Source organism: Litorilituus sediminis, from assembly GCF_004295665.1.
Lineage (GTDB): Bacteria > Pseudomonadota > Gammaproteobacteria > Enterobacterales > Alteromonadaceae > Colwellia > Colwellia sediminis.
This window is the reverse complement of record NZ_CP034759.1, coordinates 1,709,108-1,724,645: the sequence shown is the minus strand read 5'-3', so window position 1 is coordinate 1,724,645 and position 15,538 is coordinate 1,709,108. Positions and strand designations below refer to the sequence as shown.

Here is a 15,538-nt window from a genome sequence, read left to right as displayed (position 1 = left end):
TATTTGTCCTGTATGAAAATTAGAAAAATTCTCTTTTGGCTACACCTCATCTTAGGCTGTAGTGCCGCTTTATTTGTTTTTATTATGTCGATTACTGGCGTTGCCTTAACTTATGAAAGGCAAATGATTAAGTTGGCAGAGCGCAGTGATTACATAAAGCCTGAAAATGAGGCCAGTAAGCCTTTATCATTAGATAAGTTAACCGCGATAGCGCAAAGACTACCGGCTAAGAAAGCACCTGCCATGACATTAATTAATGAACGCGGTGCACCCGTCATAGTGAAAGAAGGCCGAAAAACGCTGGCATATTTAAACCCCTATACTGGTGAGAAAATGGTAGAGCCGGGCAAAGGTACAAAAGTCTTTTTTAAAAAACTGCGCGCTTTTCATCGCTGGTTAACACTTGATGGCAAATTCAGTGAAGCAGGGCGTTGGGTTAATGGTATAGCGAATCTGATTTTCTTTATCTTGCTGTTAACTGGTTTGTATTTGTGGCTGCCAAACCGTTTTAAAGCTAAGGCATTTAAGCAAAAATTAACGCTTACATCGAAACACAATTCCGTCAAGGCAAGGGATTATAATTGGCACAATGTTTTTGGGTTTTATATGGCGCCTATTTTATTTGTCGTTATTGCGACTGCGTTTTTCTTTTCTTTTAAATGGCCGGGGCAAACATTAAAAGACTATCTATCAACTGACGCTAGTAAAATTAGCCAAGGGCAAGTGTTAAGCGAGCAAGCATTGAATAATCAATTATCACATCAGCAGGTATTTGAACTCGTTACGGCTGAATATAGCAACTGGCAAACTATCCGTTTATCACTGGCTGACTTAAATAAAGATATTCAAGTTTTTCAGGTAGATAATGGTAATGGTGGTGAGCCACAAAAAAGGCTCTCAGTGGCAATAAATAGCTTATTAGGCGAGATTGTTGACCAGCAAAGCTTTCAGCAGTTATCTACATATCGTCAAGCGCGTAGTTATATTCGCTTTTTACATACAGGAGAAGCTTTAGGCCTAGTGGGACAAACCTTAGCGGGCATTGCCTCACTGCTCGCCTGTTTACTGGTTTATACCGGAGTCATGCTTTCTTGGCGTCGTTGGCAAGCAAGTAAAGCGGCAAAACAGGCAAAGTTAGTTGCTGCGCAAAGCTAACCATAGAATGTTTTGCTTAAGTCTTGCTAAGGTTTAGTGCTAGCGTTACTTTTTCTGAGTAAAGCTTCAGCTTTAGCGCCAAGGTAAACGTATACACCTAAAGCAAGCAGTAAACCGATAGCTGTTGTCATCATGGCGACAGCACTGGTTAAATATTGAGATTCACCCAAAACAGATTTGAACATTAATAGTAACGCTTCGATTGATACCGCAATTAAGATGGTGGCAATAAAGCGAGTAATGGTTCGTCGTGTTGAGCTGTGCCTTAAGATATCTTTTTGCATCAAAACTTCTTCTTCAATGGTGGTTTTGCCTAAATCAAAGATGGCTAAAGCCAAGGTTAAAAATATAATGATGCTAAAGGGCTTGATTGTTAAGTCTTGTGCGTTAGCAAAGGTAAGTAAGCTAATAATTTCTTCTGCCGCTAAAAAAAGTAATATTCCGACAATAAAGAACAAGCCAATTACGATGAAGGAGTAAACACTAACAAAAAAAGGATGACACTTTTTCCGCTTAACATCCCCCATTAAAAACTCAATGGCATGGGCAAGATCTATGTCGATAACCAATATACCAATAACTTGGTTATCACTGTTTGTGTATTTTAGTGCGGTAGATATGCACAAGTTATGGCTAGAGCAAGAAAGGTAAGGCTCAGTCACTATAATGTCATCGCTTGCACGCGCATGAGTAAAATAGGGGCGATAAGATCTGTCTATGCCTTTGCCAGATTGAGCGCTAACGGGTATTTTTTTGCTAAAGTTATGACTGGTTTGCACGCCGTATTCATTGAGTGTGAACATGAGTTCAATAAAAGGGTAATGCTTTGTTAGCCAAGTTATTGACTTGCTTAATGTAGCTTCATCAATAAATACTTGTTTATCAAATGCGCCAGCAATAATTGAAGCCATCAACTCATGAATGGCGCTTCGATACTCATGATATCGTTCTATCACACTTAAATAGTTCATCAAGCCTCCTTTTTAAAGCATGAATGTGCGCTGTTTATGCCAATAGATATCAAGCGATATTTCTGGCTAATATCTATGGCGAAATTGTAAATAAAACGGCCTGTTTCATTTAGCTGGTGCTGAATTGCTGTTACTCGCTTTGTTCAACGTTCCATTGACTAATGGCTAAGTGTTTTAACGCCAGTAAAAAGTTTAACGTGTTGACTATCTGCTTAGTGATTTGTTTGAACATCTCATTCTCCTGAGGTTAGTTAGTATTAATCAGAGAGACTTATATACTCTGGTGATATGTCTTCAGCTTTGTTTTTTAATAGTGAGCTCATTAAGGTTAAATTACTGCGTGTTATGGCGTTTGAGTCGATTAATATTGCCCTGACTAAGTCATTTAATGCCCCCGACTCATCATTGTTGCTGTACTTGGCAATGGCGCGATTGCTATAACTTAGTGATTTTAGGTATCGGCTTTGTTGGGTATTGGCATCCATTAACTCAATGTGTTGTACCGCGGCTGAACATGCTTTGCTTGACTTACTAGCCTCCTCGTTACGTAAGTAAGCTGCACATTGCATCATGCTTAGGTTAAATGCTGCTTGAACATCGTTTGCTTGGTTTTGAGTTTTTTGACGATTTGTACTTTCGTGATTGATAAAGGTGCTTTGCTTGTTGGTATTGTTTTTAATACTAACAACTTTAAATTTTGATGTGTTTGCCTGTACTGGCAGAGTAAAAATCAACACGAATGAAGCAATAATTACTTTTCTAAATTTTGATAATGATGTCATGTGAGTTCTCCACTTAGTTTAGGTGCATCTCGTTGATACACCTAAACTATAAGTAGCAAGCTCTTTCACGACAAACGATTAAAATCATCCTATCAAGTGAATTAATTTCACCTGTACTTTAGGCGTATAATGCTTCGATAGAAAAGGTAGAGCTTACCCAACTGGCAAAAAGATTTAACTCTGCTCGAGCAGCCATATTCTCATGTTGAATTAAATAATATCTGTCCTTGGTATTGAGTTCTTGATCAAATAGTTTTACCAGTAATTCTTCACTAAACCATGACTTGCTCATAGGGAGCGGAACTAGGGCAATGCCCATACCTTGCTGAGCTGCACGGGCAACACCATACATGCTGTCAAACTGAATAATTTGTTTGGGATCGAAGTCTGCTAAATCTAGATTGTTGGCCCATTGATGCCAAGACCAAGGGCGAGCGCGATGTAATAATAGTGGCGTATTTTTCAAGGCATCAAAGCCTTGTACTTTTAGCTTTTTGTAGAGTTGTTTATTACAAGCGGGTACATAGCTAATGGGAAAAAGTGGTTGCACAATGCTGGCATTAGGTTGACCACTGGCAAGCACTATAGACAAGTCTGCTGTTTGAGACGCATCATTTTTGGCTTTAACCGTTTCCAGTTGTAGATTGATATTTGGGTTATTAGCAGACCATTCACTTAACTTTGGGATAAAAAGTTCACTAGCAAAGAATTCTGGCAAACTGATGACAATAGATTTATTTTCCTGTTTATGGCTGAAATCAGCAATCGTCTCTTCTAATTGATGCACAATGGGATGTATCGATTGATAAAATTGTTTACCTACACGGGTTAGCTCGATAGAGCGGGTGTTTCGTTTAAATAGCGTTAAACCTAACTGTGCTTCAAGCTGCTTTATTTGGTGACTAACGGCGGAAGGTGTTAAAAATAACTGTGACGCTGCATGTTTAAAGCTTAAACATTTAGATGCAACACAGAAAGAACGCAGGCCTCGAATCGGTGTTTGTATAGCCATATTTTTCCTTACTCTAGGGATAAGTTATAGAGGCAACGCAAAATATAGGCCATTTATTAGGTGTTTGATTATAAAAGATTTAGTGGGCTGGTATGTAAGCTAGGTATTATTTGTTGCATCATTATGTAGCCAATGCACCAAAGCGTTGCTTAAGTGAATTATGAGTAAATAAAAAAGAGGGCACCTAAGGTGCCCCAAAAAAGTAGTACGATTTAACAAGTGTTATGGAATCAGAGGAGATTCAAACAACAAGGTCATTGTAAGTCTCACTACAGTGACTGACAATTGATGCTTTTTCACCTGATAGGTTAATCTTTTTCATTTGTCCCAGTACTAACTTTGCATTGATAAAGATAAATATTTAATTGTTTTCTACGAGCGCGATTTTTTTGCCATTTGGACTGATAGCTAAGCGAGATATTTGGCCACTAAATAACGCTGACAAATCTTGTGTTTTTCGCCATTGCTTATTTTTATCTTGGTTAGACCAAACATAAAGCTGGTTGTTTTCCACTCGCAAAATATCGCCGTTAGCTGTCCAAGTATAATCAATGTTGTTGCCGTAAATTGGCGCTATAGGTGTGATGGAAAAATCTTTTGGCGCAAATGCTTTGATCCAGGTTTCACCATTTGTTTGCCTGTGAACAAAACTAAATTTTCTACTGTTGGGAATTTTTTGTGGCGAGCTAGCCAGGGCATTGCCGCTAACAAACCGAGATTCATTTCGCTTGGTATTTAGATATTGCACGCTATAGCCATAGCGAGACCAAAAAAGTACATCGCCCGTTACCATATTAGCGCTATAGTAACCAACTGGCTCAATTGAATTGAGCATCCAAGTACTTTTGCCTGTTTGTTGGTTCAATCGCCATACGCTTTGATAAGGATTTTCCCCCTCAGTAACAAAACTAATGTCATTACTTGCCACTATAGCCTTGGGTGAGAACTCATTATGAGGAGTAAATGTCAGTTGAGTTGTGGCTTTTTTTGCTAATGAATAGCTATAAATATCGGTTTGTTTGCCGTCTCTATTTGAAGCAAACAGGATACTTTTATTGTCGTTAGTAAAGTAGGGCTGATTGTCATAACCTGGGTTATTGGAAATATTATGACCGTTACTAATTTGGTAACTGCCATTTTTTGCTTGTAACTCATATAAGTAGATTTCAGAGCCCATTGATGGCGCTTGCCCCGAATTATCTTTAGCGTAAATACTTGCCGTTAATGTTAATAATGCTAAGGCTAATGCTAAGTCTAGGTAAGGTTTAAGGGTATTCATATAATCCTTTTTATTTTTAGAGATTTATGAATATTGTATATGCATAGTGGCAATGGGCAAATACTTTACTGGCGCTGAGATATTAGGTGTCAAATAACTTTACATTAGCACAGCAATCTTGTTTGTATGTTTTTTCATCGTATTGAAAAGATAGAACAATTTCTGCTTGGTATGTTTTTTGTACACAATGTGGCGAACCATAATTAGAGAAATAGCGGCTCGACATTACACTTTATTTTAAGGTTTTGAAAAATGTGGTCACTTATAAGTGACCACATGTAAATTAAGCGACGTTACGTTTAACCTTACCTTTAGCAAACACAGCGTCGATGGCTAGTGTCTCTGGATTAAGCAGGTTAATATCAGCATCTGCCCCTTTAGCTATTCTACCTTTATTATTGAGCTTTAATATATTGGCAGGAGAGCGGGTAATACTTGCCAGCGCATCTGCTAAAGGGACATTAAAGCTATGAACAGCTTCTACCATAGCCTGGTGCAGACTTTTTACTTCACCTACTTGCAGGTCGATAAGTGCTCCAGCATCATCAAATACAGGCAGGCTGGCGTTACCGTCAGAGCTCATAGTCAGTTGAGAAATTGGCACGCCTTTAGCTAATGAAATCGCTAAAGCCTGCGCTGCTTTCACCTCGCCAGAAGCGAGAATTTGCTCATTAGTACTGGTGGTAAAGTCGATATAGCCGCCAGCTTTTGCTAAATCAATACCTTGGGCTAATAGCTCGCTAGTGCGATTAATATGAGTGGGGTAAAACTGTGATAATGGAATATCGGTTTGCTCAGCTACCTGATGTAGCAAAGATAAACCGCTATGACCACTGCCAACATGCACACTGACAATGCCAGCTTTGTCAGCTAGCATACCAGCGACCCTAGCTTCAGAGGCAACTTTTGCCAGCTCATGTACGCTAAGCTGTGAGCCGCGATGATCGGCAATAGCCACTTCACCAATACCGATAAACTTATCAATAAGCATGATGTCTTTGGTGACAGAGTCTGTCACTGTAACCGCAGGTAAATGATAAGATCCGGTGTAACTAAAAACACTGATACCTTGTGCTTCAAGCGCGTAGCTTTTGGCCAGTAAGTTTTCTAATGAGCGGGTAATGGCATCTGTGCCAAGTACGCCAATAACCGTTGTTACACCACCGATAATGGCTTCGTTAACGTGCATTTCAGCTGTGCGTGTAGCAAAGCCACCTTCACCGCCGCCACCAGTAATATGGACAAGGGAATCAACAAAGCCTGGCGTTAAAATGTGCTGACTGGCATCAATAATTTCTACCCCCGCATGGGCAAACTGGGATAAATCATCGGCAATCTCAATAATTTTACCACCAGCGATTAATACATCTTTAATCCCTAGCGGCTCAGGCGCGTATACATTGGCCTGTTTAAATAGTTTCATAAAATGGTCCTTATAGCCGTGCTATGAGAAGTTAATAGACACCGCAATCACGATAAATAGCGCAGCTGAGCTCATAATTAACAGCATAAATTTGCTAATAAACTTTGCCCAAACTAGCCAATCAATACGGGCAACACCTAAGCAACCAATTAAGGAAGCTGAGGTGGGAATAATCAGGTTAGTTAAGCCGTCGCCTAATTGAAATGCCAGAACGGCTGTTTGTCTGCTAACGCCAACTAAATCACTAAGAGGCGCCATAAGCGGCATGGTTAGGGCTGCTTGTCCTGAGCCAGAGGCGATAAAAAAGTTAAATATTGATTGGAAAATAAACATTAGTAGCGCCGATAGCGCCGTTGGCAGTTCGCCAATGGCATTGGCTGCGGCATATAAAATGGTATTTAGTACTGACGCTTCATCAGCTTGGTCGCCACCCAGTATAATAACGATACCTTTTGCCATCCCCACTATCATGGCAGCAGGTAGTAAATCTTTTGCACCTTGCTTAAAGGCATCTGCAACCTGGTTGATGTTTAGGCGTTTAAATAGCACCGCGAGTGTGCCAATTATCACTCCCATAGTGAAGAACTGGCTGGCAATTTCAGGAATATAATAACCTTGGCTTATTACTCCCCAAATCACCCAAGCAATGGTTAAGAAAAAGCTGAGTAAAATGGCGGAGTCCGCTTTATCAAAGGCTCTTACTGATTGCTCGGCTTCATCTGCTTTAAAGTTTTTATCTATATGATAATTCGGCGAAAGCTTTGGTTCTGCTTTAATGTTTGCGGCATAACGCATGGTAAAAACAACCCCGATAGCGGTTAAAACAAACCACATCACTAGACGAAACTCCATACCTGACATCAGCGGAATATCAGCAATGCCTTGCGCGATAGCAACACTAAACGGGTTCATCCAAGACGCGGCAAAACCAATTTGGGTTGCTACATAGGTGACCATAACGGTGGTAATAGAGTCATAGCCAATGGCTAGCATAAGTGGCAGCAGCACAATACAAAAGGCGATTGCTTCTTCCCCCATACCGAAAATTGCGCCACCAATTGAAAATAACGTAAATAAGATGGGAATGAAGAGTTGTTCAAGCTTTTGGGTTTTACTGATAAGGGCAAAAACACCGTTATCAACCGCGCCTGTTTTCATGACAATACCAAAAGCGCCCCCCGTTAGAATGATAAACATCATGACGCCAATGGCTGAGCCCCATTTATCTCCAGAAACCATACCTTCAAAGGCAAAATTGAAAAAGCCAATATCGCCACCCGCGGCAAAAAGGGGCACGCCATCGTAGTCTGTTACTACTTGATAACTGTCAGAAACTAAAACCTTTTTACCTGTTTCTTGGTTAATTTCGGTGGCAAACTTACCTGCAGGAATAAAGTGGGTTGCTAAGGCGGCTAGTAGCACGACAAAAAATAAGATAATAAAAGCATCTGGCATCACTTTAGTTTTAGTGTTGCCATTGCTTACTGGCTTGGTCATGGATATTACTCTTGCTATTTTGTTGTTATTTGAGCGCTAACTATAGCGCGCAATAAAAAATAAAGGGAGGGTTAGGCTCAGGAAAGCAACCTAACCGCTTGTCAGTATTTACTTATTTGAAAAAATAAGTAAAGGATACTTTATAATTGGCACCAAGGGCATCGTGATTGATTGAATCAAAACCGCGGCTTGAGCCGTAAGCGACAGGTGGCTGTTCATCAAACAGGTTATTAACGGTAAAGTTAATATTCATGTTTTTAAAGTCATAGCCAATATTGGCGCGCACCGTTGTCCATGAATCAACATCGCGTTCACCGTTGGCATCAAGCTCACCTAATGCTTCTAACTCGTCAATGTTTCGACCACGTAAACCTTCGATATCATCGGCATAGCTATCTGTATATTGCGCAGTTAAGCTCGCATAGAAGTTATCTTGCACCCAACCAACACGCACGCTGGCAATGTTTTCTGGGTAGCGCCATGTACCAATCAGCTCTTCAATTTCATCTGAGCCTGGCTTGTTGCGTTCAAATTCCAGGTAATGGGTGGCATCAAGTGAGAATGATAAGCGACCAGCGCTTAGTTCAAATTCATGATCAAAGGCGACATCTATACCTTTAACGGTTTGCTCACCTGTATTTTGCAGTTGAATAACATGATCGCGGTAGAGGCCAAGTGCTGGATCTCGTAAAGCGCCAGAGCCATAGGCATTCTCAAGTATTTCGGTAAGGTTTGCGCCCGCTTCATCGATAAATAGGCCGCTGTTATCGGCTTCACTACAGGTAGCTTCATTATATGAAATACCCATTTCTCCCTGAGGTACTATGCCACAATGACGTAATGTATGATCGGTTATTGCCGCATCTAACACTGCTGTCATATCCGTATCTACTAAGTCTTGGTGATCAAATTGCCAGTAATCAAGCGTTAGCGTGGTGTTGACTGTTGGGCTGAAAGCAAAACCGACACTGATTGACTCAGACTCTTCTGCTAACAAATCTTTGTTACCCAGTTCAAGTACATTAGCGTTGCGTTCATCACCAAAACCTTCACAGTAAAGGTCGGCAACAGCTTGGTTTGCGCCACAGTCGTAAGTAGCAGTTGTCGTACGAAGCTTAACACCTGCTTGTGTTAGCGATGGTGCTCTAAATGAGGTTGACCATGAGCCGCGTAAGATAAGCGAGTCTAACGGGCGGTAACTAAAGCCAATTTTGGGATTAAAAGTATCGCCAAAATCGTCATAGTCATCGTAGCGACCGGCTACTTGAAATTCCAATTGCTCGGTAACTGGAATGAAGAACTCAGCAAAAGCACCGAATTGTTGGCGATCGGCTGCAGATAAACTCGAGCCAAATCCATATACGTCAACTAGGTAGTCATTTTCAGCACGAGCTCGCGAATTAAGTGACGGTATGTCGGTGATTTCTTCTTTACGAAACTCTAGCCCAAATGCTGCTCTAACAACATTATCACGCCACTCAAATAGTTCGCCTGATATACGTGCATCCCAACCATAAACAGTACTTTCACCATCACGAGTTGGTCTTTCTTGGGTCATTGCTAGAATTTCATCATTCGCGGCATCACCCTCTAAAAATGGGTTGTACATGCCAACAAGGCTACCGGTATTACAGGTAAGCGTGCTCAAATCAGCTAGGCTGCCATCACTACATAACTCGCCATTTACAGCAGCATTGTATTTATATCGATTGTAAATACCGGCAACGGCTTCTTGTTCAGACTCTGATTTTGATAAAGTGATTGCTGATTCCCAGTCCCATCCGTGAAATTCTCCGCTTAGGCTAGATACTAGGCGGATAGCGTTTGTTTCAACGTCAATGGTTCGTGGAGTGCCAAAACGCGCATCATATAAAATACCGAATTCTTCACGCTCTTCAGAGAGTGTTGTCCAGTAATATTGAGGGTAAACTAGGTCAATAAGACTTGGTACTACGTCTAATGCTGAAAGTGGTGCCCAAGATGCCTCGTCATCGTCTAAACGGTTTATTGGCGCTGGGCTTGATAACGCTGTAGACTTGGTTCGAGAGTAGAAAAAATCGGTATTCCAAGTTAACTCACCAAGCTCTTTACTGAAGATAAAGCCAGCAGAGCTTGACTCTAAGTCACTTAATAATTGATCGTCTTCATTTGCGTAATAGGCACAAATCTCTTCACCATATTCAGTGGTCACAAGGTCTGTTTTACAGTTTGGGTTAGCAAGCTCAAGATAATTGCCGTCTTCATCGGCAACATCACTTGAGTTATAGTAGATGTTTGGTGTGTGCTTTGGCAGGTATGAATAATTGTTCGTTAACACGGGAGCTTTGGTATAGTCGCGATCTTGGGCGCTAAAGCTATTACGATCAAAGTGGTCGGCGAAAATCGTTAACTGGCCTGCAAGTACTTCTGTGCCAAAGACAAAGTTTAGGTTGTATTTACCCTCGTCACTACTAGCAAAGCTGTTGCCATAAGATAAATTTAACTCAGCACCATCATAGTCTTTCTTTAAAATGTAATTGATGACACCTGCGACAGCATCAGCACCATAGATTGCTGATGCCCCTGATGCTAAGACTTCGATACGTTCGATAGCAGCTAATGGAATACTGTTCACATCAACAAAGTTTTGCGTGCCTGAAGCAAACGAGCTTGCTGCTACGCGGCGGCCGTTGATCAAAGTTAAGGTTGAGCTTGGCCCTAACCCTCTAAGGGATGCCGCTGCTTGACCTGCTGGTGTTGAAGTGGAAGTTGCGCCACTTTCTGATGTGGTGAATGTACCTGTACCGCCACGTGTTTGTGTCAGTTGGCTCATTAATTCTGACACCGTTGACGCGCCAGAGTTTTTGATATCTTTACTGGATAACACCACCATTGGCTGCATACTTTCAAGGTCTACGCCTTTAATTTGGCTGCCGGTAACGGTAATTTTTTCAACTGCTTGCTCGTTAACTTCTTGAGCTAGTGTGGTGCTGGTAAAACATAAACTTGCGAGTGCAAGCGCAATAGCGTTTGGTTTGAATACAGACATGTTATCTACCCTTTCTAAAGTCCAGGCGCACTTATTTTGTATTTTTTTGCTGTGTGCTAATGGACGTATAAATGAAAATTTATTTTTTTAGATTGTGAGTTGCGAATGACAAAGCGTCTTCGAAACAAGGACTTGTTTCAAAGGCTTATTCGTCAAACCACTCCGAAAGGTAGTAGTTTTGATAAGAATATGTTGATAACGCGAAAGCTTTCTTGTACATATAAAAATATCTTATCTCAAACTCTGGGGCGGTTATGATAAAGCCCCAATGGTTGAATAGGGTGCTTGTTGGCGCAAGCAGTTTTTTTGTTCTCTTATTTTAGAAATACTCCGGATAGATTTTCTTGTCAATAGTGTTTTTTAGAAAAATCTATCAACACAATGTTTTCAAAAGGAAATAAAAAATGCTGCTAAAATCATTAATATTGCTATTAAGTTTGTTAATATTGCCAACAAGTTCTGCTAAAGAGTTTAGTGAACATGCTAAGCTCTTTCTCGTTGGAGGAGGGTTGAAAACTTGCTCTTCCATGTCGGTAAATCAATGTTTATCAACTAAATTAATTGAAAGTGATGATAAATCTCAGGCCTTGTATCAAATTTCCAAAGAAAGTATTGATTTACTTTTTCAGTATTGGCCAAGCGATCATTTAGAACGGCAAAAAAAGGCGTTAAAGCCTTTGTTAGAAAAAATGCGACAGGCCAATAAAGGCGTGTTAAATAAGTCTCAGTTGCGTCGTTTATGGATAGACAATGGCGGTAAAAAGTTAATTAATCAATTGGCAGATCGTGAATATTACTTAATGCTCGATGCCTTAGAGTTGGGCTTGGTTAATGATAAAGACTTTCGTCGCAGTGAACGCGTTTCTCTTGCCAATACTAAGAATCAATTTTCACGAGAGATTTTTGAAAGCTTTACTCAGTTAGCTGGGCTAAAGGCTGCTGCCAAAGGCAAAAAGGCACCAGATATTCTTGTGGTAACAGCATCGGCAAGAGACCCATTTGAAGCCGTTGACTTTTATGTTGATGTGTTTAGCCAAGCTGGTGCAGCTGTTACTTGGTTACCGATAGATGCCGGATTAAATGCCTTATGGCAAGAACGAGGACAAGCAGCAAACATCTGCCACTATTTAGAGCAATACCAAGCCGATAAGCTAGGCACTATTAAACGAAAATTTGTCTATCCTGATCACTTTTTAACGCAACAACAGTGGTGCCAATCTCCACAGCGTTTTATTAATGCGATTCAACAAGCAGACGGACTCTTTATTAATGGTGGTGATCAATCACTAACGCTGCAGGCATTTAAAAACAAAGATGGTAGTGATAATGCTTTATTGGCAGCGATACGTAAGCAAGTTGACAGCAATCAACTTGTTATCGGTGGCACCAGTGCTGGTACCGCTGTTATGTCGGGTGGCATTTATGATAACAAGCCAATACCTATGATTACCAATGGTCGCAGTGCCGCGGCTTTAGTGCGCGGTGCCAAAGCCGACGTGCTGCCAAGCGCAGGCTGTCAAAAAGATAATCAGTGTGGTGATGTACTAAATGAAGACTTAACCTTTAATAGTCAAGGCGGCCTTGGTTTATTTACTTGGGGGATTATGGATACCCATTTCTCTGAGCGTGGCAGGCAAGGGCGTCTTGTGCGCTTGCTAGAAGATACTGAAACGCGATTTGCCTTTGGTGTTGATGAAGCCACGGCACTAGTTGTTGCTTGGCAGCAGATGGATACAATCACAATGCAGGTTGTTGGTCAAACAGGTGTCTATATTGTTGAACAGGGCACAGGGGAAAATAAAGGAAAAACCTTAACGCACTTTCCAACCCGTGATGATGTTATTAAATTACAGCATGGCCAGTTAAGCTTTACCTTTGCCGACTGGAAAAGCCCTGTGGTAGAAAAGAGCTTAACGCAAAACTTTGCCGATATTTTTGAGGGTGAAAATTACTTAGTGGCTGTAGATGCATTATGTCGAGCAAGCGCTCAAAAACAAAAGCTAGTTAGCCATTATAATGAAAGCGAGATACAGATAAGCTTATTGAAAGGTAAGAATTGGCATAATGGCGTAGGTAAATTCTCTACACCATCAGGTGAAAAATCTTATTGTAGTTATCAGAATGTCAGTTTTTATTATCAAGTCAATTAGTTCTCAAGTTCATTAGCTGGTGAAGGTAAGTCTGTTTTTATCGGGCTTACTTGAAATAATGAGCTTGTTGGTATCGAACTGGCGCTGTTGATTGAAGTTAGTTGTTAGAAGCATATTAAACATTACTTAGGTGGTAGAGATCCTTAATCGGGAAAATAACTTGAGTAAGCATTTTCCCATTGCGATTCGGCTCGCTATTGAAACTCTGGTATTGAAAATTTTCGTGTACATGATTTTCGCCATACTTGTGCTAGTTGATTAGTGCAAAATGATATGACAGTTCAGGGAACTGCTCACATTTTAGGGCATACCAATATTGCTACTACTATGCGCTATGCATACCTTGAGAAGAACTGGGTGGGTGATAAAATGAAGCAGTGATTGATGAGCAGGTGAAATAGTGAGTGCTATTTCACCAATTATTTAGCTACAAGCTCTCTAGCGTACCTGATCGTAGCCATTCTTTGCTCTTTATACCATTTATCTACAAAGCTAGGATCGAAACTTTGAGATGAAAGAGCTTTAACTAAAGCATGAGCACTATCTTGCTTCAATATACTGGAACGTACGGTATCTGATTTATTGCTAGTATTACTCATCTTTAACACCTTCCTGAATTTCATCATTTGCCTTGAAATTATTGTGAGAATAGTGAGATTCTATACTAGCTAAATATATAGCAAGAAACTTAGAAATAGTAGTCAAAAATTGTAAATCTCGATCTTGCTCGAATTGGCTTTCATCAGCACTTGTTAATACTAGTACACCCAGTGGCTTTATTTCATTATTGACGTCGCCGTCATCTTCACAGCTTAAAATGGGTAATGATATGAAGCTTTTATAATTGTTTTTATCTGATTCAGTTGTATTGTTGGTGGCAAGTTCGTCACTTTTGGTTATGTCACCTGATATTTTTGTTTGTTTGTGCAAGAAGGCAAGTCCAACATGTCCATGACCTGGTTTCCAGTCTCGGTTTCTTTGTGGAAGGCGAGAGTCACAATCTCTTTCGATCATAAAGAGGTGGTCTTCCTCATGGTTATACATGTATAAAGCGATGTTGTATAGGCTTTGTGAACGATAGCCAAATAAGGCTTCTCTTTCTAAGCATAGTGTTCTAATTATGGCTCGAATGGGCTCTTTTGCTTTATCCATAAACTCTTTAATAGTTAAAGTTCCATCTTCAACTTGATTAATTTCCCCTACACCTTCATCAGTAATACAAGCTGTTAAGTATAGGGTGCTCATTTGATTACTATGAAGGTGGGCTACTTTTTTAAAAGCATGAATATATTTTGCTAGCTCGTCTCTAGTATTGGTAAGCTCATTTGAGTGGCTTTCTTCAAGCTCTACTGCCTGTGAGTATAGCGAGTATTTGCTGTTATTTTGATGCACTAAGTATGCTGTTGCTAAGTGAATCAACAAGAATACGGTTAATAATATCCAAAATAATGCGTTAGGTAATACATTTTCTGGTAAGTTATATATGTGGGAAATACCAATGCCTATTAGTATAGGTGCCAACAATGTGGCCCATATATTTGAGAATAGAAGAGTTCTACCAACTATTTTATCTGAGTACTTGTTATTGAATTTAGCTTTAGCCATAAAGCTTTTTAGCTTATCTTGATATTTTTCTTCCATGCTACGATACGTGTGATATATGTTTTTATGTAATTTTGCATGAGTATCATTATGTTAGCAATAGCCAAGCACTCACTTAATATATTAAACCAACTGATTTTACTGGTGCCAATACCCAGTTCGGAATTTTAACCAGCAAATAATTTTCCCTAATAGTGTTTGTTCGAAATAGGTTGGATATTGTGCCTATTAATAACACGAAATAAATAACAAGCTGACGTATAAATCACAAATAGCGCAGGGTAGATAAAATATTGGTGTAAATGAAAATTGATTAAGAATTTAACTAAACGGTAGATACAAAAAAGCCCTAACCGAAGTTAGGGCTTATCTGATAAATGGTGCCGACTGCCGGAATCGAACTGGCGACCTACTGATTACAAGTCAGTTGCTCTACCAACTGAGCTAAGTCGGCACACTAAACTGTGTGCGATATCTAAAAGATACCTTGGCACCGAAATAATGCGTTATTAAAAATAATGGCACCATTTCAAAAGATGGTGCCCCGACCCGGAATTGAACCAGGGACACGAGGATTTTCAATCCTCTGCTCTACCAACTGAGCTATCGGGGCTTTGCGTAACTAGGCTTCAAGTGCTG

At 40.2% G+C, this 15,538-nt stretch carries 11 protein-coding genes and 2 tRNA genes; 2 read left to right on the top strand and 11 right to left on the bottom strand.

Annotated features, from left to right (window positions below; genetic code table 11):
• The first annotated feature begins 12 nt into the window (after positions 1-12).
• Positions 13-1,155, top strand: coding sequence for a PepSY-associated TM helix domain-containing protein (locus EMK97_RS07690; protein WP_130600938.1), 1,143 nt, complete (start codon positions 13-15; stop codon positions 1,153-1,155).
• Positions 1,156-1,181: 26 nt separating this feature from the next.
• Here EMK97_RS07690 and EMK97_RS07685 read toward each other — a convergent pair whose 3' ends face one another.
• From EMK97_RS07685 to EMK97_RS07655, 7 genes are all read right to left on the bottom strand, one after another.
• Complete coding sequence (locus EMK97_RS07685) at positions 1,182-2,126, bottom strand: PDC sensor domain-containing protein (RefSeq protein WP_130600936.1); 945 nt, start codon at positions 2,124-2,126, stop codon at positions 1,182-1,184.
• A 257-nt stretch (positions 2,127-2,383) separates the two neighbouring features.
• Positions 2,384-2,908, bottom strand: coding sequence for a hypothetical protein (locus tag EMK97_RS07680; RefSeq protein ID WP_130600934.1), 525 nt, complete (start codon positions 2,906-2,908; stop codon positions 2,384-2,386).
• 118 nt (positions 2,909-3,026) lie between these two features.
• A complete protein-coding gene (locus tag EMK97_RS07675; protein ID WP_130604418.1) occupies positions 3,027-3,914 on the bottom strand; it encodes a LysR substrate-binding domain-containing protein in 888 nt (295 codons plus the stop codon).
• 367 nt (positions 3,915-4,281) lie between these two features.
• Positions 4,282-5,199, bottom strand: a complete 918-nt coding sequence (locus EMK97_RS07670; protein WP_130600932.1) for a TolB family protein — start codon at positions 5,197-5,199, stop codon at positions 4,282-4,284.
• A 283-nt stretch (positions 5,200-5,482) separates the two neighbouring features.
• Entirely contained in the window at positions 5,483-6,622 is a 1,140-nt protein-coding gene (gene iadA / locus EMK97_RS07665; protein WP_130600930.1) for a beta-aspartyl-peptidase, read from the bottom strand.
• A gap of 21 nt (positions 6,623-6,643) precedes the next feature.
• Positions 6,644-8,119, bottom strand: a complete 1,476-nt coding sequence (gene yfcC, locus EMK97_RS07660) for a putative basic amino acid antiporter YfcC (protein WP_130600928.1) — start codon at positions 8,117-8,119, stop codon at positions 6,644-6,646.
• A 112-nt stretch (positions 8,120-8,231) separates the two neighbouring features.
• Positions 8,232-11,147, bottom strand: a complete 2,916-nt coding sequence (locus EMK97_RS07655) for a TonB-dependent receptor domain-containing protein (protein WP_130600926.1) — start codon at positions 11,145-11,147, stop codon at positions 8,232-8,234.
• Positions 11,148-11,551: 404 nt separating this feature from the next.
• Here EMK97_RS07655 and EMK97_RS07650 point away from each other — a divergent pair, with 404 nt between their 5' ends.
• Positions 11,552-13,297 (top strand): cyanophycinase, encoded by a 1,746-nt coding sequence (locus tag EMK97_RS07650; protein ID WP_130600924.1) that lies wholly within the window; start codon positions 11,552-11,554, stop codon positions 13,295-13,297.
• Positions 13,298-13,716: 419 nt separating this feature from the next.
• Here the strand turns inward: EMK97_RS07650 and EMK97_RS07645 are convergent, their stop codons facing one another.
• The 4 genes from EMK97_RS07645 to EMK97_RS07630 all read right to left on the bottom strand — a co-directional run bounded on the left by EMK97_RS07645 (position 13,717) and on the right by EMK97_RS07630 (position 15,512).
• Positions 13,717-13,896, bottom strand: coding sequence for a hypothetical protein (locus EMK97_RS07645; RefSeq protein ID WP_130600922.1), 180 nt, complete (start codon positions 13,894-13,896; stop codon positions 13,717-13,719).
• Entirely contained in the window at positions 13,889-14,938 is a 1,050-nt protein-coding gene (locus EMK97_RS07640; protein ID WP_130600920.1) for a GAF domain-containing protein, read from the bottom strand. The genes EMK97_RS07645 and EMK97_RS07640 overlap by 8 nt, the downstream gene beginning before the upstream one ends.
• 339 nt (positions 14,939-15,277) lie before the next feature.
• Positions 15,278-15,353: transfer RNA gene (locus EMK97_RS07635), tRNA-Thr, on the bottom strand.
• An 83-nt stretch (positions 15,354-15,436) separates the two neighbouring features.
• Positions 15,437-15,512: transfer RNA gene (locus EMK97_RS07630), tRNA-Phe, on the bottom strand.
• Between the last annotated feature and the right edge of the window lie 26 nt (positions 15,513-15,538).

Excerpts from the sequence above, each read along its gene's own strand:
- EMK97_RS07685 (WP_130600936.1), bottom strand. The coding sequence starts at position 2,126 with ATGAACTATTTAAGTGTGATAGAACGATATCATGAGTATCGAAGCGCC.
- EMK97_RS07650 (WP_130600924.1), top strand. The coding sequence starts at position 11,552 with ATGCTGCTAAAATCATTAATATTGCTATTAAGTTTGTTAATATTGCCA.
- iadA (WP_130600930.1), bottom strand. The coding sequence starts at position 6,622 with ATGAAACTATTTAAACAGGCCAATGTATACGCGCCTGAGCCGCTAGGG.
- EMK97_RS07655 (WP_130600926.1), bottom strand. The coding sequence starts at position 11,147 with ATGTCTGTATTCAAACCAAACGCTATTGCGCTTGCACTCGCAAGTTTA.
- yfcC (WP_130600928.1), bottom strand. The coding sequence starts at position 8,119 with ATGACCAAGCCAGTAAGCAATGGCAACACTAAAACTAAAGTGATGCCA.
- EMK97_RS07640 (WP_130600920.1), bottom strand. The coding sequence starts at position 14,938 with ATGGAAGAAAAATATCAAGATAAGCTAAAAAGCTTTATGGCTAAAGCT.
- EMK97_RS07670 (WP_130600932.1), bottom strand. The coding sequence starts at position 5,199 with ATGAATACCCTTAAACCTTACCTAGACTTAGCATTAGCCTTAGCATTA.
- EMK97_RS07680 (WP_130600934.1), bottom strand. The coding sequence starts at position 2,908 with ATGACATCATTATCAAAATTTAGAAAAGTAATTATTGCTTCATTCGTG.
- EMK97_RS07645 (WP_130600922.1), bottom strand. The coding sequence starts at position 13,896 with ATGAGTAATACTAGCAATAAATCAGATACCGTACGTTCCAGTATATTG.
- EMK97_RS07690 (WP_130600938.1), top strand. The coding sequence starts at position 13 with ATGAAAATTAGAAAAATTCTCTTTTGGCTACACCTCATCTTAGGCTGT.